Consider the following 21,081-nt stretch of genomic DNA (forward strand, 5'->3'; position numbering starts at 1 on the left):
CATGGACCACGAGCTCACCGAGCTGGAAGACACTCTGGCCGCCGACTTCTACCACTACGAGTCGCTGCTCCCGGACGAGGAACGCAAGATCCTCCTCAAGGCCCGCGGCCTCATGCGGGACGAGATCAAGCCCCTGGTGAACGACAACTGGGCCAAGGGCGAGTTCCCCGTCGAACTGATCGACAAGTTCCGCGGCAGCGGCCTGGCCGCACTGTCCTACGAAGGCTACGGCGAGCACCAGCCGGCCGTCAGCCACCTGCTCGGCGGCATGATGGCCATGGAACTCAGCCGTACGGACTCCTCGGTCGCCACCTTCTTCGGCGTCCACAACGGACTCGCCTTCTACTCCATTCACCATGGCGGCAGCCAGGAACAGCGCGACCGGTGGCTGCCGCAGATGGCCACCATGGACAAGATCGGCGCGTTCGCCCTCACCGAGCCGCTGGGCGGCTCCGATGTCGCCGGCGGGATGCGCACCACCGCCCGGCGCGAGGGTGACACCTGGGTCCTGAACGGCGCCAAGAAGTGGATCGGCAACGCCACATTCGCCGACTACGTCGTGGTGTGGGCACGGGACGTCGACGACGACCACGTCAAGGGCTTCGTCGTCGAGAAGGGCACGCCCGGGTTCGTCCCGGAGAAGATCGAGGGCAAGATCGCCCTGCGGATCGTGCAGAACGCCGAGATCAGCCTCACCGAGGTGCGCGTGCCGAAGGAGAACCGGCTGCAGAACATCGGCTCCTTCCGGGACGTCGCGGAGATCCTGCGCATGACCCGCAGCGGGGTCGCCTGGCAGTCGCTGGGTCTCATGATCGGCGCCTACGAACTGGCCCTGGACTACGCCAAGGAGCGCATCGCGTTCGGCCGCCCGATCGCAAAGTTCCAGATGGTACAGGACCTGCTCGTCAAGAGCCTGGGCAACATCACCGCCTCCTGGGGCATGCTGGTGCAGCTCGCCCGCCTGCAGGACGCCGGCATCTTCCGCGACGAACAGTCCGCGCTCGCCAAGGGCTTCGTCTCCTCACGGATGCGCGAGGTCGTCGCCTGGAGCCGCGAGATCTTCGGCGGCAACGGCATCCTGCTCGGCCACGACATCGCACGGTTCTTCACAGACTCCGAAGCCCTCTACTCCTACGAGGGCACCCGCGAGATGCAGACCCTGATCGTCGGCAAGTCCATCACCGGGCAGAGCGCCTTCGTCTGAAGCCCCCGGCGGCCTGCGGGGGAACATGCGCCGCCGTGCCCCTCCTCGTCGCCACCGCTCTCGTCCGACACAGCCCCGCACCGTCCTCCATGGAGGGTCCCATGCCCGTCTTCAACGCCCACGTCCCCGCCGGCCGCTACTCCCCCGAGCAGAAACACGCGCTCGCCGACGCTCTCAACCAGTCCCTGGTCCAGGCCCTCGGAATCCCCGAGGGCGATCGCTTCATCATGATCAGCGAACACGGCGAGAACGAACTGCTCCTGGACCGGACCTTCATGGGCATGCAACGCAGCAGTGACGCCGTGATCATCACCGTACTCATCGGCGCCCACCGCCCCCTGGAGGACAAGCGGGCCGTTGCCGCCACCATCAACAAACTGGTGGTCAGCGCACTCGGCATCTCACCCGACGACATCTTCATCGCGCTGATCCCCACCCCGAACGAGAACTTCTCCTTCGGCAGGGGCCAACTCCAGCTTGCCGACACCGCGCCACGCTGGTGAACCGACAGCCGGACGGTGCGACAAACGCGCCGTCACACGCGCTACCGCGCAGCCCCTGACCACCCCTCGGGGAGCGCCCGCAAGACCCCGGCCAGCGCACCCGCCGACAAGTCGCCCCCGGCCCTCACCAGGAGCCCTCAATGGGCCAGGGCCTGTCCGCAGCGGGCGGCCACGGGCTTCGGACGATGAGGTGACGGCGTGCCGACCTGACGAAGGTCGGCACGGGCAGCTCGTCCGGGCTGCCATCCGACACCGGCCGCAGTGCGGCGCTCTCCAGCTCTTCGCGGACAGGCTGCGAGGCGTCGCCGACGCCCTCGACCCGTACCTGGTGTGCACCCAGATCCTCGACGCCGTGGTGGACCTCGCCCATCAGCTCCGCGAGCACCGTCAGGTCGCCCGGCGCATCGCTCTCGGCGTGTCCTTCTCCGGTGGCAGCAGCATGTCCCGGACCCTGGCCGAGCCGAGCGCGTCCACCGACGACCTGCGGGACGCGACGATGGCAGTGTTCGAACGTCTCGGCCTGGAACGGGCCCGGGTGCGCGGAGTCTCGGTCCGCCTCGAGCACGGGGTGGACGTGACAGGCGCACCGCAGCAGCTGAGCCTCGACCCCGGCCGGGAGAACAGTCGGCGCCTGGACCCGGTCGCCGACCGGGTCAACGCCCGCCTCGGGCCGGGCACCGTCACCCGGGACGCACTCGCCCACCGCCGCCACAGCGCCTGACCCAGGGCGGCCCCGGTCGGCATCGCGCGGGGCGCTCGTTGAAACTCCCCACTTCGTTGAACGCTGGACGAAGTAGGTGGACGCTCTCGGTATGCGCTGGTAGCAGCTCACCGTGGTTGGAGTGGTCAATCATTCCGAGGGGCCGTGGGCGCAGCGGCGGGCGGCCTTACGTCACGCCGTGCCGTCCGCGTCGTCGTCGGACTGGTCCCATGCGTCCCAGTCCTCTTCGGGAAGCCGCGCGTTCACCCACCCCGCGTTGAGCACCAGCCGGGAGGTCCGGTGCACCGTCAGAAAGCCAATGGGCCCGGTGAATTCGATGTCCACGCACTTGGTCGTGGACGGGGGTATGCCCGCCGCCAGACCGCTGAGTGCCGTCACCGAGGCGGAACGGTAGCCCAGCGCGCTGAAGGCGGCCGTCACCGTCTGCCCCGCGGCGCCCACCGCCAGCGGCTCGCCGCTGATGCCGGGGAAGTGTCCCCGGGAGTCGTCCGTCGCAGTGGTGAGCCCGAACAGCCCCGCATGGTCGAGCAGATCGTGGTGTGCCGTCACCTCGAACGGCACGGTGGTCACCGACAGGTACGGCCGGCGGTCCCAACTGTGCACGCGGGACACCGTGACCCCCGGCCCGGGCTTCCCGTACGGAAGCCGGTCCCCGGGGACGGCCGGGTACGCACGCTGCAGCGCGCCCACGCCCGCCGCCAGCACCTCGCGGCCCGGTACGCCCGCCTCGCCGCGCAGCAGGTGGACGTCGATGCCACCGGTGCCCAGCACCTTCAGCACCGTCACCCGGCCGCACGGCGCCTCCAGCACCTCGGCGCGGTCCAGCAGCGCGGTGGTGCACTGATCATCATGGCGTCGGCCTCGGGTACCACCGCGACGGCGATCGCCAGGCTGGTCGCGGCGCACGAGGACACCGTCCGGGACGTGATCCACGCCTTCAACGAGAAAGGTCTGGCCGCGCTGGACCCTCGGTGGGCGGGAGGCCGTCCCCGCCTGATCAGCGATGACGACCGTGAGTTCATCATCGCGACGGCCACAACCCGCCCTATGAAGCTGGGGCGCCCGTTCACGCACTGGAGCCTTCGCAAGCTCACCGACTACTTGACCCGCAACGGGGACCGTCGGGTGCGCATAGGCCGCGAACGGCTGCGGCAGATCCTGCACGAGCACGGGATCTCCTTCCAGCGCACCCGCACCTGGAAGGAGTCCAAGGACCCAGAAAAGGACACCAAACTCGACCGCATCGAGCACGTGACCAGCCGCTTCCCCGACCGGTGCTTCGCGTTCGATCAGTTCGGCCCGTTATCGATCCGGCCCTGCCACGGCACCTGCTGGGCGCCGGAGAAGAAGCCGCACCGGTTGCCGGCCACCTACCACCGCACCCACGGAATCCGCTACTTCCACGGCTGCTATTCCCTCGGCAACAACCGGCTGTGGGGCGTGACCCGCCGCCGCAAGGGCGGCGACCACAGCCTGGCCGCGCTGAAGACGATCCGTGCAGCCCGGCCCGACGGCGCCCCCATATACGTGATCATGGACAACCTCTCGGCGAACAAGACCCCCGCGATCCGGGCCTGGGCCAAGAAGCACAAGGTCGAGCTGTGCCTCACGCCGACGAGCGCATCATGGGCCAACCCGATCGAGGCCCAGTTCGGACCCTTACGCAACTTCGTCATGGGCGGCTCCGACCACCCCAACCACACCGTGCTCGCCCGCAGGCTCCAGGACTACCTGCGGTGGCGCAACGCCAACGCCCGCCACCTTGGTGGAGGCCAGGGGGCGGACGGTGATCCAGTGCGGCAGGCAAGCGTCGGCGTCGATGCCACGGTAGTAGGGGTCCGGGGCCGTGATCAGTTCTGCGCGGGCTGCCAGGACGAGCTGTCTGCCGTCGGCGGGCATGGCATCGAAGTCCTGACGCGCTTCTGCCGTCCAGTCCATCTGCCAGGGCGGGTGGGGAAGGTCGTCCGTCACTGGCCGGGCTTCACCATGGCTGCTTCACGCCGCAGGCGGCTGTACTCAGCCAGGAGACCGGCCGACTCCTCGGGGTCCTCGCACTCCGCGGCGCGGGCTTCGAGGTCGTGAAGGTGCGCGGCAAGACGGGGGTCGCGGGCGATGGCGTACTCGGTCCACCACAGGCGCATGAACGCGGGCACAGGGGTGAGGTTGAAAGCGTCCCCGATCGCCCGGCGCCAGTGGGCCTCGAAGTCCGGCAAGAGGTGCGGGGCGTGTTCCCGAATGGCCAGACGCAGAGCTTGCGGAGTCTGTTCGGGCATCGGTGGCACCCGGGGCTCCTCTCCCCCGGATCCGTCGACATGCACAGGCTGGGCGGTCATGGTGTGGGGGCTCCTGGTCTTCCTGCCTGGCGCTTTAAGCCGCGTCCTGGCCGACGTCGGAGGCCGGCTGCTGTGCGGCCCGCTGCTGCTGCTCAAACCACTCGGCGGGCACCAGGTAGGCGACGGTCTTGCCCTTGCGGGTGATCGCGGCGGCCTCACCCGCGATACGCGTGCGGTCGAGGATCTCGCCCATGGCCTTGCGGAGGTCGATTGTCGTGTACGTCCTCGTCTCCATACCCACCACACTACCCGAACTATCATAGTTGCGATACTTGCCGCTTCCGGACCCGCCGGCCTCCCACCCCGCACCCGCCGTGACCAACGGTGGTTGCAGCCAGCGACGACAGCCGCGCCGATCGGGCGCGGGTGCCTGAGGTTCGCGGGCGGCGTCTTGGACCGGAGCTACAGGGTCCATACCGGAAGGACCGACCCCAGGGACTTGCGGGAACACGGACCGTGCAGGGCGAGCCGTTCCGGGTCCGAATGCGCATCGGCATCCCGCACACGAATGCAGCCCCGCCCCCCACCCTGACGATGTCGAGCTGCCCTGGGGAGGGCCGCCGCCATCAGGCGCATGGTTGCGCTGCCGAAAGATCGGGACGAGGATGCGCAGGGAGTTCGAGCGGTAGTTGCGGTTGCCGTCACGCGCGCCGGATGATCAGCACAGCCGCGTCGTCGATGTGGTCTACCGCAACCATGGCGTCGAGGATTCGATCAGCGGTCTCCTCGGCGTTCAACCCATCGTGGGCGGCTTGCGCCGCCAGCGTCGCGACTCGCTCCAGCCCGGCTTCCAGCGTCAAACTCGGGCCTTCGACCACGCCGTCGGTAACCATGATCAGCGCAGCATTCTTGTCCAGGGTGAAAGTTCCCTCGCGGTAGACAGCGTCGGGTAGGACTCCGAGCACCGGGCCGCCCGGCAATTCACGGATACTGTGGCTGCCGTTGTCCAATGCGTACAGCAACGGCACATGGCCCGCGCTGGAACCCGTGACCTGTCCGTCGCAAGGGTCGATATGCAACATGGTGCAGCTGGCGAATCGCGCCGCGTCCATCGTGATGAGCAGCTCGTTCGTGCGCGTCAGCACGGTTGCAGGGTCCGGTTCGCAGGCGGCGATGGCACGCATGGAGGCACGCACCTGTCCCATGGCTGCAGCGGCGTTCACGTCGTGCCCCTGGGCGTCGCCGATCTCGAAGGCGACCGCGCCGTCGGGCACGACGAAGGCGTCGTACCAGTCTCCGCCTATATCCAGCCCGTCCCGGCTCGGTCGGTAACGGGCGGTCACTTCCAGGCCTGGGAGGTGCTTCGGCAGCGTGGGAAGCATGGTCTCTTGGAGCGCCACAGCCAACTCCACTCGAGCTTCTCGAGACCTGACGCGCCTCAGCGCCTGGCCCGCAAGGTCGGCCAGAGTGCCCATGAGGGCGCGCTCATCCGGGGACGAGTGATGCTCGCCGTCGTAGGTCACTGCCCAGCCCCCGAGCGGCTCACCGCCGACCGGGCTAAGGGAGGTGATCGAGACGGCGCAGCCGGATTCGAGCTGCTCGAAGTACGGCACCATGGCTCCGTGCGGCCAGCGGCGTATGTACTCCTCCTGGTTGCGCATGAACTGTGGCTTGCCCGTTCGGATCGCATAGGGCAGTGGGCTCGGATCCTCCAGCGACACGCCGTTTACGGCGGCCACCAGCATCGGTATCCCAGCATCAGAGGAGATGCACAGGCGGCCTTCGGCAACGAGCGCCAACGCGGCGCCGGTGCCACTAAAGGTGGCGGCGAGGCGTGTCAGGAGGACCTGCTGCACCTCTCGCTCTGTGGCCGCAGTGATCAAGGCGGAGGAAAAGGCCGTTATCTCGGCAGCTCGCTGCCGCGCAGCACTCAGCGCGACCAAGGCTTTGCGTCGGCGTGCTTCCCGCTTGGTGTCGTCGCGGATCACACCGAAGACTCGCAGAGGGCCGCCATACCCCAGCTGGACTCGACGGGTCTGGCATACCAGAAGGTGCCAGCCATCACCCTCGGTGAAGAACCTCAACCTGATCCAGGGGGACTGGGCGGCGGTCGAACGCACGAGCCGCCGTAGAGCCGCCCGGTCATCAGGGTGGACTCGCCGAACCACGCTGGACAACGATACGGAGGCCTCCGGGAACAGCATTGCCAAGGCGGGTGCGCCACCCAGCCACTCCAACTGCTGCTCCTGGGGTGAATACATGCAGACACCGAGGTTGGCGGCCTTGGCAGCCAACCGGAACGGGATCACAAGACTGCCCAGGTCGTTCCCCGCGTTCAACGAGTGCACCCAAAGCAGTTTCTCGCCGCCCGCAGGATCCCTCGTCAGTCGCGCCTCGACCAAGCAGACCAGCCGTGCTGCACCCGGCCCAGGGAACTCCAGCACCCGCATCACAACCGTCATCGTCGTGGCGGCGTGAGTCACGAGGCTTTCGACCGCAGTCAGCTGGCTTTCGGGCAACAGATCACCCAAGTTGCGACCCACGCACTGCTCCGCCGGCCTGTCCAGTACCTTTGCCATGGCCGCGTTGAGGCTGTGGATGGCGCCGTCCAGGGTCAAGAGAGCCGAGGGGGTAGCCCTTCGGAGGAGACGGTCCGAGGCGTCCATCGGTGGCTCCCTGACACTTAGCGAAACCGCTTCTTCAACCATTTTCGCGCGTTTTGCTCCATGATCTCGGCAAACGGATTCTCCGACCGCGAACGTCGCGCAGCGACGTCAGGCAAAGACCTGCCGGGAGCGCGGCGTTACCGTGCCGTTTTCGGCAGGAGGCCGCGGCCGACAAGCTCATCAAGGTGGCCGAGCACCTCGTCGGGTGGCAGATCGAGCGGCGAGACGTTCTGGTCCGCGGTATGCAGCCGGCCACCGTCGCGGCAGTCCTCGTGATGCGGCCTCAGGATTGGATGGCGCTCATCCGCGGACGCGCTCAATTGAGCACGATCTTCTTGCCGCCCAACCGTCCGGCCGACACCCTGGGGAAGGCGGCCGTGGCGTCCCGCCACGGCTGGCGCAGCGACTGGCCGACGAGTACACCCAGCCATGGCGTCGATGAGTAACTGGACAACCACAGTCCGGCACGGTGTGAGCGAGAGCGCGGTGGTCATCGAGGGCTCGGTCGCTCTCGTTGCAGCAGACCAGCAGAAGGTCGTCGGGCACGCGCAGTCCGTAGTGGCGGGGGGCGGCGAGCAAGTCGGTGCCGTTGGATTCGAAGAGCCGTCCTCACTGATGGGTGCAACCTTCCAGTACGCGGTCTACGACCCCACCACCCGCCGGCGCATCATGACACGGGTCGGGCATCGCAACCTGCGATGGTCGACCCGCACGGCCAGGTAACCTTTTCCGACCTTCCCCCCTCGGGGGCGGCCCGGAGCCCCCTTCGAGTTGGGTTATGTCGAGGCTTCTCCGGCTTCCGCCGATGCCCATCAGATCAATGAGCGCAAGCGCCACCTGCTCACTGACGCCCTCGGACTCCTTCGGGCCGTGCTGGCCACCGCGGCATCCACGATCGACCGGGACGCCGCCCGCATCCTGCTGCCCGCGACAAAGAAGCACTTCCCGCGGCTGGTGCGGGTCTGGCACTACAGGGGACGCCGACCACCCTCACCGACGGACCACCCGGCACCTCGGAGTTGTCCTCGACATCGTCTGTCCCAGCGGCGACGCCCAAGGCTTCCAAGTCGTGCCCCGCCGCTGGGTCGTCGAGGTCCGTCAAGCACAGTGAACACCGTCGGTCATCCGTTGAGTCGACAGGCCCGCTCCTGATCGCGCTGGTAGGCGGCGAGGAGAAAGAGCCAGATCTCGCTGACGGTGGGGAAGGGGGCGATCGCGTGCCTGAGTCGTTTGAGCGGGATCTCGCCGGCGACCGCGATGGTTGCCGAGTGCAGGAGCTCGCTGACGCCAGGGCCGACGAACGTCGCTCCGACGAGGACTTCCCGGTCGAGGTCGACGACCAGCCTGGCGTGGCCCTGGTAGCCGTCGGCGTAGAGCTTGGCGCCCTGGGCGGCGTTGAAGTCGAGGTCGACGGTCTTGATACGGTACCCGGCGCGCTCCGCCTGCTCGGCGCTCAGGCCCACCGCGGCCGCCTCGGGATCGCTGAAGAACACCTGGGGTACGGCGTGCTGGTCGGCGGTGGTGGCGTGGTCGCCCCAGGGCGTGTCGTCCACCGGCCGACCTGCGGCGCGGGCACCGATCGCGTCGCCGGCAGTCCGAGCTTGGTATTTGCCCTGATGGGTGAGCAGCGCACGATGGTTGACGTCGCCGAGGGCGTACAGCCAGTCGCCGTCGACGCCCTGCACCAGACAGGTGGTGTCCACATCGAGCCAGGAGCCTGGGGTGAGGCCGACCGTGTCCAGGCCGATATCGTCGGTGGCGGGCGTGCGGCCGGTGGCGCACAAAACCTCGTCGGCCTCCAGCTGGCTGCCGTCGTCGAGGGTGAGGGTGACCGGCCCCTGCGGGTCCGGGCGGCGCAGGGCGGTCACCTGGACACCGATCCGCACATCCGCGCCCGCTTCTCTCAATCCCTGAGCGACCAGTTCGCCGGCGAAGGGTTCCATGCGTGGGATCAAGCGGCGCCGGACGAGCAGTGTGACCTGGGAGCCGAGGCCCTGCCAGAGAGTGGCCATCTCGATGCCGACTCCGCCGCCGCCGATGACGGCGAGGCGAGTGGGGACGCTGCTGGATTCGGTGGCCTGCCGGCTCGTCCAGGGACGGGCCTCGGCGATGCCCAGGATGTCGGGCAACGCCGGCCGGCTGCCGGTGGCGATGGCCACCGCGTGCCGTGCCATGAAGGTCTGCCGGACGCCGTCGTCACGCGTGACGCCGACTCGTCGGGGCCCGTCGAGACGGCCGTGGCCACGGAAGAGGTCGGCTCCGATGGACCTGAGGAACAGAGCCTGTCTGGTGTCGTCCCAGTCGTGGACAGAGCGGTTGCGACGAGCGAAGACGCCATCGGCGTCGACCCGACCGGTGACAGTCTGCCGGGCACCGTCGACGCGACAGGCGTCGGCGAGCGCGATGACCGGCCGCAGCAGCGCCTTACTGGGCACGCACGCCCAGTACGCGCAGTCACCGCCGACCAGTTCCCGTTCCACGACCGCTACGGAGAGACCGGCGGCACGGGCGCGGTCGGCGACGTTCGCACCGGCCGGGCCGGCACCCAGCACGACCACGTCGTAACGCGCGCCTGCCTGGGTTTCGCGCGATTCGCTCATGTTCTTCCTCGCATTCCTAGGAGTGTCTGATGACGGTCGAGGGCGTGGTGATACTGCCCGTCGGGCCCGGTCGTTCGGGCCTGGTGGGGCCGTCGGTCAGGCGCGGGCGTGCGGGGTGACGAGCGGCCATGCGGTCTTGGTGTTGGCGAGGAAATGGCGGTAGTTGGTGAGGATGTTCAACGCGGGATTGCCTACGAGCTCGGCGATCTCGGTGCCGGTGACGCCCATGGCCCGGGCGGCTTTGAGCTGTGTCTCGCCGATGCGGCCGCGGGCAATGTGTGGGCCAGGGACAGCAATGTGGCGGTGCGGGTCGGCGGATTCCGCGTGGCGGGCAGTTCCCCTGCGCCGACCGTGGTGACGCCCGCCCCTGTGCAGGTGTGGGCGGACAGGCAGTAGGTGCAATTGTGGTCCTCTGCGGTGGCGATCGCCATCCGCTCCCGGACGGGGGCCGCGATCACGGTCCCCGGTCCGCCGTGTGCGCGGCACCCTCGCAACGATCACGCGCATCCGGCCGCTCTCCTCGCCGGGAAGCGCACAGTTCCGGCGTGGCGGGGAGACACACTCCTCCCGTCCGGCACCTCACAGACGCGTCTCCTGCCGTAGCCTCAGTGTGGACGGGCGTCGAGGCGTGATGGATAGCGTTCGTGGCCATCTCCCTGGCGATCAGCACTGTTCCGAGCTGGACGCCCTCGCGTGGATCCACGCTTCCCGTTGGCGCTGCAAGAGGTCCCACGAGGTGCCGACGACGCAATCATTCGCGATGGCCCAGACCGGCAGGTGGTCGGGACCCAGCGTCACGGTGCACGCCACGTCCTGCCAGGCCGTCGCCGGACGCGTCGGCGCCAGGAGGACCCCCGCCGCGTGTAAGCATGCGTCCGCATCCGGTGCCCGGCCTGTCGAAGGCGACTGGCAACGCAGCGTCGCCGCGAGGGCCGGGCACGAGCCATGGAGGCGGGTCGGGCAACCCTTCCTCGTCACTGAGGGGAGGCAGCCGGGCTCGCGACCGTCGGCCGCACGGACCAGGTTGCGGTGGCACAGACAGACCGTTGACGTGGTGGTCAGAAGCTGCGACTCGGTAAGAGTCCGGGTGATGCATGACGCGAATAGGGCAGAAGAGACACTCCAGCACCGTCTGGGAGGTAGGCATGCCGGAGTACAGCAAGAGCCCACAGCGCATCTCACAGCTCACCGACCTGCAATACCGTGTGACCCAGCGAGGCGAGACGGAGCCCCCGTTCTCCAACGCCTACTGGGACAACAGGGCACCTGGTATCTATGTGGACATCGTGTCCGGCGAGCCCCTCTTCGCCTCGGTCGACAAGTACGACAGCAGGACCGGCTGGCCCAGCTTCACAAGGCCTCTGAGGTCAGGCCACGTCGTCGAGAAGCCCGACACCAGCCACGGCATGGTCCGTGTCGAAGTACGGTCGGCTGAAGGCAACAGCCACCTCGGGCACCTGTTCCCGGACGGGCCTCGCGACCACGGAGGGCTGCGGTACTGCATCAACTCCGCCTCGCTGCGCTTCATCCCCCTGGAGGTTCTGGAGCAGGAGGGCTACGGCCAGTACCTGAGCGTCTTCGAAACGACGGAAGAGGACGCCGCCTAGAGCCGATGAGCGGCAACCAGGGCGGGGCCCCGGAGCCCGAACGGCACGGCTCGCCCCGTCTTGCGGCTCGGGCCCAGCAGGCCCTGGCCAATACCGTGTACAGCAGTACGGAAAGCGCTCATGTGCTGCAGCGCCCAAGAGGTCGAATCGCCTCCTCGGAGCGGAGCTGGCCAAGACGATCCCCTCCAATGGGGTCATCTTCCGCCGCACTGAGCCAGACGACGCCCGCTGGACCGTACGAGCAACGGCACCGTCGGGCCCGGGAGAAGAACCGCACAGTGACCAGGAACATGGACATCCTGCACCCGGAAGACGGCGCGATCGTGCCGCCTGACCAGATCCCCACCGCTGTCACCGCAGGCCGCCTGGCCTACGGCGACGGCACGACCCAGATCTTCCGACCCGACGGAAGCACCTCCTACTTCGAGGCGGGACGCCAGACGGAGGGCACTTGGTCTGTCGACAACAATGGCCGCTTCTGCTCCTTCTGGCCGCCCTCCTACCGAGCGTCCTACGATCTTCGATGGGTGGTGGATGGGAGCGCAGTCGTCGGCCTTCGGTTCTCCGACCTGAGGAGCGGTACCAGCTTCGACGGCCGTTTCCAGTAGCCCCAGGTTCCGCCTGAGCCGGCAAGCCCGAGAGGTGGCCGACCAGCTTGGAATGGCACATCGCCCTGAGTCTGCTACAGGAGCTCAGGAACGGGCATCCGTTGTCGTTGACGTCTTGGGGCGGCTTGCCGAGGCAGCTGAGCAACTCCGCCTTGAGTGGGCCGAGCTCGCACGACCCTGGAGTCCGTAGGAGAGTGGATGGCGAAGGCCTATGCAGATCTCGCCGGGAATCGGATGGGTCTGCCTGCGGGCCGGAAGTAAGAACCTGCTCCTCACGGGCGCTTATCTACGAAGAGATCCATAGAGATCGGAACACGCTCGGGTTGTAGTGGGTACCGCTCGGCGGCCAACTCCAGTCGCCAGATGAACATGCAGCGGACGGCAGAAGCAAGGTCTGCGGTACTTTTCTAGTCAGCCTGTTCCGGGCGTGGAAAGTGAAATGAGCGAGTGGCTAACGCTTCATCGCACTCGCACGCCTAGTGACCCATAACGAGATACCGACTCCAAGTAGGAAAGTAATGGGCATCGGAACAGGGAAGCCAAACAGGCTCTGTACGCTTATCGTGGCTTTGATGGCCCTCTTCGTGGTTTCCGTGACTTTGAGCTCCGGGGCATGGGGTGAGAATCCCGATCGCGGCTCTGTAGCGGCGCAGTCACCCGAGCCTTACCTGCAATCTGAGCCACCCGTTGGCTTTCAGTCCAAGTATGCGGAAGTGAACGGCTTTCGTATGCACTACATGCAGGGGGCAAAGGTTCACCTGTGGTGATGATCCACGGGTTCCCCCAGTCTTGGGCCGAGTAGCGGCAGCAGATGGTTGAACGTATACCGTCAACTCCGGACGAACGTGCAGCAGAACAAGGAGTTCCTGGCTCAGGGTAAATTGAAGATGCCGATCCTTGCCGTCGGTGGCGAAGATTCCTTCGGCCGAATAGTTCCCGACCAATGGCGTGACTACGCCGTGAACGTTCAGGGGCGCATCCTGAAGAATTCAGGCCACTTCGTAACCGAGGAGAAGCCGCAGGAAGTAACGACGATGCTGCAGTCCTTCCTGCGGAAGTAACATTCACCGCAAAAACCGAAAAGGCACCCCACCTGCACCGAACCGTACAGGGAAGGCGCAATGGCACCTGGGTCTGTGTCTCGGCCTGTGCGATCGCTCCGGGCACCTGACCGACCACGCGCGAGGCCGGTGGTCGCAAGGTAACCCCGCACCTCGCGTAGCAAGCCGAGACCGGTCGGCGGCCTCGCTCCAGTCACCGCCTCAGACGAGGAAGGCCACCACGCCGCCGGCCTCGTCGACGTCACCGTCCTCGACAGGGCGCACGTCCCCGCTAAGAAGGGGGCGAACACCCAGGTCCGAGCCCCTGGACCGGGCAAGCCAGTTGCCGAGATGCGCGTCCTGTCGGACGCGACGGGATGAAGCCGATGGTGGAGGGTCCCAAACGAGACCACGAACCTCACCGCGGCCGGTACTTCAAACCCTAGCGCCTGCATGCAGACAAGGCCTACGACCGCGTGACCTGCGCAGGTGGCTCCGAGGCAAGCGCTGCGGGAGAACGCATGACCGAAACCAAATACAGCACGCCGACACACCATGCACCGCAGATGCGCATAGTCACTGCAGCGTCGTGTTCCGCCGCGGTCCCATGCCAACCTGCGGCCGCACGCGCTTCCGCCCAAACCCCTGTCGCGGAGCCCGGCAGCGGGCGCGGCTGGGCGTCCGTCGGTGCCGTTGCGCTCGGTGCGTTCGTCGTCGTCATGACAGAGACGCTGCCTGTAGGGCTGCTGCCAAAAATCGCCGAAGGACTGCATGTCTCGCTCGGCCTGGCGGGGCTGATGGTGCTCGTACCGGGTCTCAGTGCTGCCGTGTCGGCGCCGCTGTTCTTCCTTGGCTCCGGCCGCCTCAACCGGCGCCCGGTCATCCTCATCCTAGGTCTGACGGTGTTGGTATCGAACGCAGTCGTCGCGGTGGCCCCGGACTTCGCCCTGGTGCTGATCGCCCGCATGCTCCTCGGCGCCGCCATCGGAGCCTTCTGGACCGTGGTCTCACCGGTCGGACCCAAGCTCGTGGGGCCGGCCGGCGGCACTCGTGCCATCACTACCATCGCGGCGGGTATTTCGGGTGGCACGGTAGTGGGACTGCCTGCCGGACAAATCCTCGGCAATCTCATCGGCTGGCGTTTCACCTTCGCTACTGCCGGGGCGGCCACACTACTTGTCGTAGTTGCCCAGACAGTCCTGCTGCCGAGCATTCCACCGGACAAGAGTACGCACGTGCGTGATCTCGTAAAGACCGTGTCACGACGGGCCGTCCAGTTTGGTATGGCGGCAGGCGCTGTGGTGTTCATTGGGCAGTTCGCCGCATGGACGTATGTCACGCCGTTCCTGACAGACCACACCCATTTGTCCAGTGGTGTGATCACCCTGCTGTTCGTCATCTATGGCTGCGGTGGCATCGTCGGCTCGCTCGTCGCCGGATCGCTGTTCAAGCGCGGGGTGATCGGCAGCTTCGTCGGATCGACGACGGCGGTGGCCGCAATGCTCATTGGGCTAGCGAGCGCGGGAACCCTACCGTGGCTGGCCGGCTTGTTACTCGCACTGTGGGGCCTGATTTGGGGAATCGCGAACCCGGCAACCTTGGTCTGGCTGCTCGACGCGGCCCCCGAAAACCAGGAGGCTGCATCGGCAGTGAATGTCACAAATTTGCAGGTAGCTCTGGCGCTGGGGTCTGCGCTCGGCGCGATTCTCGTGTCAACGACAACTCTGCAAACGGTGTTCTTCGTCGCGGGCTTTACCGTCCTCGGCTCTAGCGTGCTCGCCGCGGTGGCGGGGCGGTTCGTGACACTCGCAGGGAGGGAATGAGGAGACCGGAGCGAGCCGGGGGTCGTGTGCTGCGGGCACCGGGGCCAGGATGCGATCGGGCCGCGATCAGGAGTTCCCTCGGAGCCCCATCGCTGCCTCACGACGTGCTGGCTCGAGCTCCTGGTGGCGCCGTGCAGCGCCCAGCCGCTAGCCAGGTGATGCGGCGCGGCTGGCCGACGCCGATGAGCTCACGTCTCGCCGATCGCTCGTAGCGTCAAGACGCTGGTAAGAAACGGAGTCCGCCCGACGCTAACCTCTGGCCGAATGCGCGAACCGGTTGTGACTTCACAACGTGACGTCCGACTGAAGCCCGCTGTCTCAACCGGGCTTGAAGAGCCATCACGCAAGGAATGGGCGCCTTTGAGCCTAACTCGGGCGGATACGAGGGCAGATCCGGCCCAAGCAAAGAGATCGATAAGGGGAAAGACTGATGAAGGCAGTGGTTGGGGAGACCGTCGTGGCCGAGGCCGCGAGCGAGACAGTAATCAGCATCGAGGGAAATGCCTACTTTCCGCCGGACTCAGTTGCGGCCGGCACGCTCCGCGAGAGCTCAACCCCCTACACCTGCCCGTGGAAAGGGCGGGCGCAGTATCACGACGTTGTGGTCGGTGAGATGACGCTTAGGGACGCGGCTTGATCTTACCCGGACATCAAGGAGTCGGCGGCGACCCGTGTCGGTCACGACTTCAGCGGTTATGTCGCCTTCGATGTACGCCAGGTGCGGATCGAGATCTGATACAGCACACCGTAGCGCTGGACGATGGTCGGTGCCGTCGTGCGGGCCCCTCTGAGCCCGTGCGGCGCGGCGCAGGCCGACAAGGAGAGGAGTCAGTATGGACGCGTGGTGGCGTGACCGGCTCCGCGGCACGGAGGACCGGAAATCTGCCTCGGCGTGCGCCCGTGACCACGCCCTCAGTGCCGTGGCCGCGCTTGTGATCGTGGCCGTGCCGGTGGCGGATCTGTTCCTGCCGACGGACATCCACGTGGCGCACATCCTGGTGGTGCCGGTGGCGCTGGTCGCCACCTTCGCCGGGCCCCTCCGCGGCGCCCTTACGGCGCTGCTCGCCGTGCTGGCGCTGGTCGCCGCCGGCATTGAACGCGATACCGTGACCACGGAGAACCTCCTGGTGCAGTTGGCGTCGCTGGTGCTGGTATCAATGCTGCTGGTGGTCGTCGCCCTGTCGAGCGAGCGGGGAAGGCACAAACTCGCCAGCGAGCGCCGGATCTCGGAGGCGGCCCAGCGGGTCGTGCTGCGGCCCCTTCCGTGTCGCTCGGGACCGCTGACGATCGCCTCGGCTTACCGCTCGGCCGACGACGGCGCCCGCGTCGGCGGCGACCTGTACGCGGTCGCCCGCACGGCGAATGCCACGCGCCTGCTCATCGGGGACGTGCGCGGCAAGGGGCTGAACTCGCTCGGCGAGACCGAGACCGTGCTCGGCGCCTTCCGGGCCGCGGCCCACCGCCAGGTACCGCTGCCGGAACTGGTCGCATCGCTGGAGGCCAGCTTGCGCTGGGACCTGGTGGAGTTCTGCGACACACCGGCCGAGGCCGACGTGGGCGAGCGGTTTGTGACGGCCGCGGTCGTCGAGATCCCCGACGACGAGCCGTGCGTCCACGTGGTCAGCTGCGGTCACCTGCCCCCGCTCCTGCTGCACGAGGGCCGGGCGACCCTGCTCGACGTCGCGGACCCCGCCCCGCCGCTCGGCCTCGGCGCCCTGGCCGAGAGCACGTACGCCTCCAGCACCTTCCCCTTCGTCGGCGGCGATCAGATGCTGCTCTACACCGACGGCCTCACCGAGGCACGCGACGCCGAGGGCGGCTTCTACCCCTTGATGGAACGCGCCGCCGGTCTCACCGGCTCAGGCCCGGCCACGCTGGTGCAGGCGGTCACCCGCGACCTGCTGGACCATGCCCACGGGCCGTTGTGCGACGACATGGCCGTCGTCGCCCTCCAGCGCGAGCACTGACGCCGTCGAGAACTGACTCCGGTCGGCGCCGGCAGATGGAGTTCGAACTTTACGCTCGATCCCGCGAGCTCCAGCAGGTCAACGAACAGCTACGACAGGCCGCCGCCCGTGAGCGACAGGTGGCGCTCGCGCTTCAGGACGCGATGCTGCCCGCACCTCAGCGACTCGCGCGCCGCAAGGCCGCGGTCCGCTACTGGCCGGCTCTTGACGCCCTGAATGTCTGCGGTGACTGGGCTTCCGCCCGGATCAAAGGAGGGTGTCGTGCTGACGCCGGCCATCAGCAACGTGACCGAGAGGGCGGGAGGAGAGGCGGCTCGGCTCTGCAATCAAGGAGTCCAGGCCCGGGGACCCACGACGATTCCAACCAGCACCTCCCGCCACCGGCGGAGTGGGAACCATCGAGCCGCTCTACCTTCAGGAGCTCATGGCCTGGGTGATGTCGAGGCTTCTCCGGCTCCCACCGTTGCCCGTTAGATCAACGGGCGCAAGCGCCACCTTCTCACCGACACCCTCCGACTCCTTCCGGCGGTTGGCGCGGGTCTGACCCGACGGCGGCTACATCGCCCACCTCACCGACGGACCACCCAGCACCTCGGAGTCGTCTCGACATCGTCTGCCTCAGCGGCAACACCCAAGGCTTCCAAGTCGTGCCCCGCCGCTGGTCGTCGAGATCCGTCAAGCACAGTGAACATCGCCATTGCCTCTGGCGGAAGTGACGAAGACGCGCATGGGAGGCTCCAGATGACTGCCGAGACGCCGCGACGCGGGATGGCATGCCGAGGGTTAGGCGTGGCGGTTGTAGGTGCGTGGGTCTGCGAGTTGCTTGGACTTGAAAAGCCCGCCGACCCATGTGGTAGCACGGAGTGATGTCTGTGAATGGCTCACGCAGGACTGTGGCGTCGTCCGGATCGGCTTTCAGGGGCGTGCGTCGGTTGGAGTCCTTGCGCCAGACGGTGGCCGATGGCCGTGGCGTAGACCAGAACCATAACCTGCCGCCCGGGCGGTGGCCGTCCACCACCTACGGGAGGACGCGGATGACCGTCTTCCCGAGGCGTCGCGTGGTCGGGTTGAGGGCGCCGATGGCATCGTCGAGACTCGCGACGTCGCCGATGTTGGTCCGCAGCCGTCCGTCCCGCACCCGCTGCACGATCTCACCGAGTTCGAGGCGATCGGCTTCGACGACGAAGTCCACGGCCAGGCCGTCAGCGGGCCGTGCTTCGACCGGGCCGACGATGGACACCAGTGTCCCTCCGGCCTTGATCAGGGCGGCGGACTGCTTTTGAACGTCGCCACCGATGACATCGAAGACCAGGTCCACGCCGCCGACGTCCTTCAGCGTGTCGTTCTCGAGGTCGACGAACTCGTGCGCGCCGAAGTCGAGCGCCTTCTCACGGTCGGCGGCGCGTCCGGTGCCGATGACGTAAGCGCCGGCTTCACGTGCGAGCTGGGTCACCATCGTCCCCACTGCCCCGGCTGCGCCATGGGCGAGGACAGTCTGACCTGCCTGCAGGCGCCCGTGCTGGAACAGGCCCTGCCACGCGGTCAGACCTGAGATCGGCAGGGACGCGCCCACCGTGAAGTCGACGTCGCCCGGCAGCGGTGCGAGGTTGCGTGCCTCGATCGCCACGTACTCCGCGAGGGTGCCGTCGCGATGCCAGTCGGCGAGGCCGAACACCCGCTGCCCGACCGAGAGCCCCGTCGTGCCGTAGCCGAGAGCGGTGACCACTCCGGCCAGCTCGTGACCGGGGATCGACGGCGTCTTGTCACGGCCGGCACGATCGGCCCAGGTGGACGGCCACTCCATCTCTGTGGGGACGAAGCCCGACGCATGGATCCGAACGATGACGTCGTTGATCGCTGGGAGCGGCTCAGGCCGCTCCGTCAGCGTCATTCCCGCCGTTCCCGCGGCCTGGTCGCTGACCACAATGGCTTTCATCGAAATGACTCTTCCTCGTAGGTGTGGAGGACTTTGGTTACCGGGTGGGTTTCAAATGAAGGTGAACAAAGCTGGTACGCGTCGAAGCGCGAGATCGGGGCCGGGGGCGGCAGAGGGCCGGAAGCACCGTTTCGCTATGACAGGCGTGGAGGACCCCAGCAGCTGCTGAAGGGTTTCCTCCGGCATGGTCCTGCTGGGGTGGAAGTACCTGGCAGTGCTTGCTCAGCCTATCGAGGTTCATGTCGATCTGCCTTCTTCTTGGGGCTGGGCAAGACGATCGCGCTGCGGCCTTCAAGAAGGCCAGTTCCCGGCGGCGCAGTCTGTCTCTTCCGCCCGGGTGGACGACTGCCAGGTCCCCTGGTTGTGCGCGACGCCCGTCCGAGCTTCCTGGCCCGCACTGCCGGGCCGACGTCCCTGCTGCCGCATTCAGCCCGCAGCGCTGAGATGTCCGCCGGCCATCAGCCGAGCCCGCAGTTTCCTACGGGCGTCGAACATCGTCTTGTAAAGCGTGTTGCGGTTCGTCTTCAGCTCACTGGCTAGCGTTTCCAGGGGAACCCCGTTGATGACGGCGGTGAAGACCCGCCGCTGGCGGGCGGTCAGTGCTGTCTCGACCGCGTCCCGCGTGGCTTCGACCAGCTCTCTCGCCTGCCAGTGGCCTGCGGGGTCGATACCGGAGCGGTCGGGCACTTGCGCCAATTCGTCAATGTCAAGCTGGGTGTTTGAAACACGCCAGAAGTGGCGGCCCAGCGCGTTGGAAACTTCGAGTACGACGAATCGGAATGCCCATGTGGTGAACCTGGCGTCGCCTCGAAATTGCTGAATTTTTTTCGTGATTCTCATCAGTGCGTCGGCTGCCGCCTGGTAGGCGAGATCGTTCAGCTCGGGCCCGCCAATTCGGTATCGGGGCCCCCGGCGGAGCATTTCGTCCATAGCGATTCGCACCAGCAGTTCGTGAAGCCGCGCGCAAGCTTGTTCGTATCGCGGCCCGCGACCACCCTCGAGCGCGTCCACCCATGCGGCGGATTCCGGGTCGAGTTGCGCTCGGCTCGTGGCGAGTCCTGCTGCCGGGGCGCTACCGCTGGTTCCGGCTTGTGCGTCCGGAGCAGGGTGGCACGATTTTTCAATGCCTGCACAGTGCATGGTTCTCAGTCCCCAGGTCCTCTTGTGCGGACAAGCCAATCACGTGACCATCTACGGGATGTCTACGCGAAATCGCTGTTTTCTCTCTCGCCATGCCTGTATCCCAAGGATTTCAGGACGGGGTTGCGGCGTATTTCGACGAGCGACTCGCGCGCAGCGTGGGACGCGTTTTCCCGTACTGTCGAGACTGGCTACAGCCGTGGAGGCCTTCGACCCTTCAGGCCGGTAGCGGGCGGTCACGCTGTGCGTAACGGTCGTGTGCGGCAGTAGTCGCCAGCCGAGTAGACGGGCTCCCTGCGGGTGCAGGACATTACGGCGCCCGTGTTGTCCCCGTCGTTTCCGCGCTCTCGCGGTGAAAGAGACCCTTGGGAATGCTGTGGGGCGATGCCCTGCTCACGCAGCCAGGTGCGGATGGCCCGGGATCTACAGCCCGGGTCGCCGATGACGTGCGAGGGCAGGATCCCGGGGCCGACCTGGTCCGATCCGGGGCACGCGGAGCGCCTGCACGAAGGCGGTGAACTGGGTGCAGTCGTTGGTGTTGCCGTCGGTGATCGTGAAGCCGGGGGGTCGGCCCAGGCCATCGCAAGCAAGGTGGATTTTGCTGATCAGGCCGCTCCTCGAGCGTCCGAGTCCCGGGCTGCGGAGCCCACTGTTCGGGCCCCGGCGGCCTGCTGGTGGGCTCGTACGATGGTGGAGTCGACCGACACCATCCAGTCGATGGCACCGGCGACATCCGCCGTCGCTTGGAGGGCTCTCAGCATCCGATCGAAGGTGCCGTCGGCCGCCCACCGACGGAACCGCGTGTGCAAGGTGGCCCAGGAGCCGTATCGCTCGGGCACGTCCCGCGAGGCAGACCGGGTCTGGAACTTCCACACGATCCCGTTCAGGATCATCCGGTCGTCCCGCCGCTTCTGCCTCGACTCAGCATGCGGCAGCAGCGGCCGCACGAACTCCGGTTCGGCATCGCACAGTTTACGGCGACGCATGACCCAA

At 67.2% G+C, this 21,081-nt stretch carries 18 protein-coding genes and 5 pseudogenes; 13 read left to right on the forward strand and 10 right to left on the reverse strand.

Annotated elements, in window-relative coordinates; translation table 11 throughout:
- The first annotated feature begins 1 nt into the window (after position 1).
- The 3 genes from OG937_02280 to OG937_02290 all read left to right on the forward strand — a co-directional run bounded on the left by OG937_02280 (position 2) and on the right by OG937_02290 (position 2,428).
- Positions 2–1,204 (forward strand): acyl-CoA dehydrogenase family protein, encoded by a 1,203-nt coding sequence (locus OG937_02280; protein ID WUD70598.1) that lies wholly within the window; start codon positions 2–4, stop codon positions 1,202–1,204.
- 101 nt (positions 1,205–1,305) lie between these two features.
- Positions 1,306–1,707 carry a tautomerase family protein gene (locus OG937_02285; GenBank protein ID WUD70599.1) on the forward strand — a complete coding sequence of 134 codons (402 nt, stop codon included), beginning with the start codon at positions 1,306–1,308 and terminating at the stop codon, positions 1,705–1,707.
- A gap of 190 nt (positions 1,708–1,897) precedes the next feature.
- Positions 1,898–2,428 carry a hypothetical protein gene (locus tag OG937_02290; protein WUD70600.1) on the forward strand — a complete coding sequence of 177 codons (531 nt, stop codon included), beginning with the start codon at positions 1,898–1,900 and terminating at the stop codon, positions 2,426–2,428.
- A 171-nt stretch (positions 2,429–2,599) separates the two neighbouring features.
- Here OG937_02290 and OG937_02295 read toward each other — a convergent pair whose 3' ends face one another.
- Positions 2,600–3,238: a hypothetical protein gene (locus OG937_02295; GenBank protein ID WUD79090.1), complete on the reverse strand. Its 639-nt coding sequence runs from the start codon at positions 3,236–3,238 to the stop codon at positions 2,600–2,602.
- 27 nt (positions 3,239–3,265) lie between these two features.
- Here OG937_02295 and OG937_02300 point away from each other — a divergent pair.
- A pseudogene (locus OG937_02300) lies at positions 3,266–4,189 on the forward strand (IS630 family transposase).
- A 206-nt stretch (positions 4,190–4,395) separates the two neighbouring features.
- Here OG937_02300 and OG937_02305 read toward each other — a convergent pair.
- The 3 genes from OG937_02305 to OG937_02315 all read right to left on the reverse strand — a co-directional run bounded on the left by OG937_02305 (position 4,396) and on the right by OG937_02315 (position 7,319).
- Complete coding sequence (locus OG937_02305; GenBank protein ID WUD70601.1) at positions 4,396–4,761, reverse strand: DUF6247 family protein; 366 nt, start codon at positions 4,759–4,761, stop codon at positions 4,396–4,398.
- A 34-nt stretch (positions 4,762–4,795) separates the two neighbouring features.
- Positions 4,796–4,996: a type II toxin-antitoxin system Phd/YefM family antitoxin gene (locus OG937_02310; GenBank protein ID WUD70602.1), complete on the reverse strand. Its 201-nt coding sequence runs from the start codon at positions 4,994–4,996 to the stop codon at positions 4,796–4,798.
- A gap of 406 nt (positions 4,997–5,402) precedes the next feature.
- Entirely contained in the window at positions 5,403–7,319 is a 1,917-nt protein-coding gene (locus tag OG937_02315; GenBank protein WUD70603.1) for a SpoIIE family protein phosphatase, read from the reverse strand.
- Between the two features lie 233 nt (positions 7,320–7,552).
- Between OG937_02315 and OG937_02320 the strand changes: the two genes are divergently transcribed.
- On the forward strand, positions 7,553–7,813 hold the full coding sequence (locus tag OG937_02320; protein ID WUD70604.1) for a hypothetical protein: 261 nt from the start codon (positions 7,553–7,555) through the stop codon (positions 7,811–7,813).
- On the opposite strand, the pseudogene OG937_02325 reads toward OG937_02320, so the two are convergent.
- From OG937_02325 to OG937_02335, 3 genes and pseudogenes are all read right to left on the reverse strand, one after another.
- Positions 7,790–7,970, reverse strand: a pseudogene (locus OG937_02325) (substrate-binding domain-containing protein). The gene OG937_02320 and the pseudogene OG937_02325 overlap by 24 nt on opposite strands.
- 518 nt (positions 7,971–8,488) lie before the next feature.
- Positions 8,489–9,967, reverse strand: a complete 1,479-nt coding sequence (locus OG937_02330; protein ID WUD70605.1) for an NAD(P)/FAD-dependent oxidoreductase — start codon at positions 9,965–9,967, stop codon at positions 8,489–8,491.
- Positions 9,968–10,063: 96 nt separating this feature from the next.
- Positions 10,064–10,195, reverse strand: coding sequence for a hypothetical protein (locus OG937_02335; protein WUD70606.1), 132 nt, complete (start codon positions 10,193–10,195; stop codon positions 10,064–10,066).
- A 917-nt stretch (positions 10,196–11,112) separates the two neighbouring features.
- Between OG937_02335 and msrB the strand changes: the two genes are divergently transcribed.
- The 8 genes and pseudogenes from msrB (at position 11,113) to OG937_02375 (ending at position 17,245) form a co-directional block, all read left to right on the forward strand.
- The gene (gene msrB / locus OG937_02340) at positions 11,113–11,574 is read left to right on the forward strand and encodes a peptide-methionine (R)-S-oxide reductase MsrB (protein ID WUD70607.1); all 462 of its coding nucleotides are present in this window, start codon (positions 11,113–11,115) and stop codon (positions 11,572–11,574) included.
- Between the two features lie 290 nt (positions 11,575–11,864).
- On the forward strand, positions 11,865–12,182 hold the full coding sequence (locus OG937_02345; GenBank protein ID WUD70608.1) for a hypothetical protein: 318 nt from the start codon (positions 11,865–11,867) through the stop codon (positions 12,180–12,182).
- A gap of 845 nt (positions 12,183–13,027) precedes the next feature.
- Positions 13,028–13,243, forward strand: a complete 216-nt coding sequence (locus tag OG937_02350; GenBank protein ID WUD70609.1) for an alpha/beta hydrolase — start codon at positions 13,028–13,030, stop codon at positions 13,241–13,243.
- Positions 13,244–13,468: 225 nt separating this feature from the next.
- Positions 13,469–13,736 (forward strand): annotated as a pseudogene (locus OG937_02355) (IS5/IS1182 family transposase).
- 7 nt (positions 13,737–13,743) lie between these two features.
- A complete protein-coding gene (locus OG937_02360) occupies positions 13,744–15,045 on the forward strand; it encodes an MFS transporter (GenBank protein WUD70610.1) in 1,302 nt (433 codons plus the stop codon).
- A 430-nt stretch (positions 15,046–15,475) separates the two neighbouring features.
- Positions 15,476–15,682 carry a DUF427 domain-containing protein gene (locus OG937_02365; protein WUD70611.1) on the forward strand — a complete coding sequence of 69 codons (207 nt, stop codon included), beginning with the start codon at positions 15,476–15,478 and terminating at the stop codon, positions 15,680–15,682.
- Between the two features lie 283 nt (positions 15,683–15,965).
- Positions 15,966–17,012: a serine/threonine-protein phosphatase gene (locus tag OG937_02370; GenBank protein WUD70612.1), complete on the forward strand. Its 1,047-nt coding sequence runs from the start codon at positions 15,966–15,968 to the stop codon at positions 17,010–17,012.
- Between the two features lie 20 nt (positions 17,013–17,032).
- Positions 17,033–17,245 (forward strand): annotated as a pseudogene (locus OG937_02375) (protein phosphatase).
- Positions 17,246–18,030: 785 nt separating this feature from the next.
- Here OG937_02375 and OG937_02380 read toward each other — a convergent pair.
- From OG937_02380 to OG937_02390, 3 genes and pseudogenes are all read right to left on the reverse strand, one after another.
- Complete coding sequence (locus OG937_02380) at positions 18,031–18,948, reverse strand: NADP-dependent oxidoreductase (protein ID WUD70613.1); 918 nt, start codon at positions 18,946–18,948, stop codon at positions 18,031–18,033.
- Positions 18,949–19,374: 426 nt separating this feature from the next.
- A complete protein-coding gene (locus OG937_02385; GenBank protein ID WUD70614.1) occupies positions 19,375–19,959 on the reverse strand; it encodes a sigma-70 family RNA polymerase sigma factor in 585 nt (194 codons plus the stop codon).
- A gap of 512 nt (positions 19,960–20,471) precedes the next feature.
- A pseudogene (locus tag OG937_02390) lies at positions 20,472–21,074 on the reverse strand (IS5 family transposase).
- Between the last annotated feature and the right edge of the window lie 7 nt (positions 21,075–21,081).

This window comes from Streptomyces sp. NBC_00510 (assembly GCA_036013505.1).
In the GTDB taxonomy this organism is placed as follows: domain Bacteria; phylum Actinomycetota; class Actinomycetes; order Streptomycetales; family Streptomycetaceae; genus Actinacidiphila.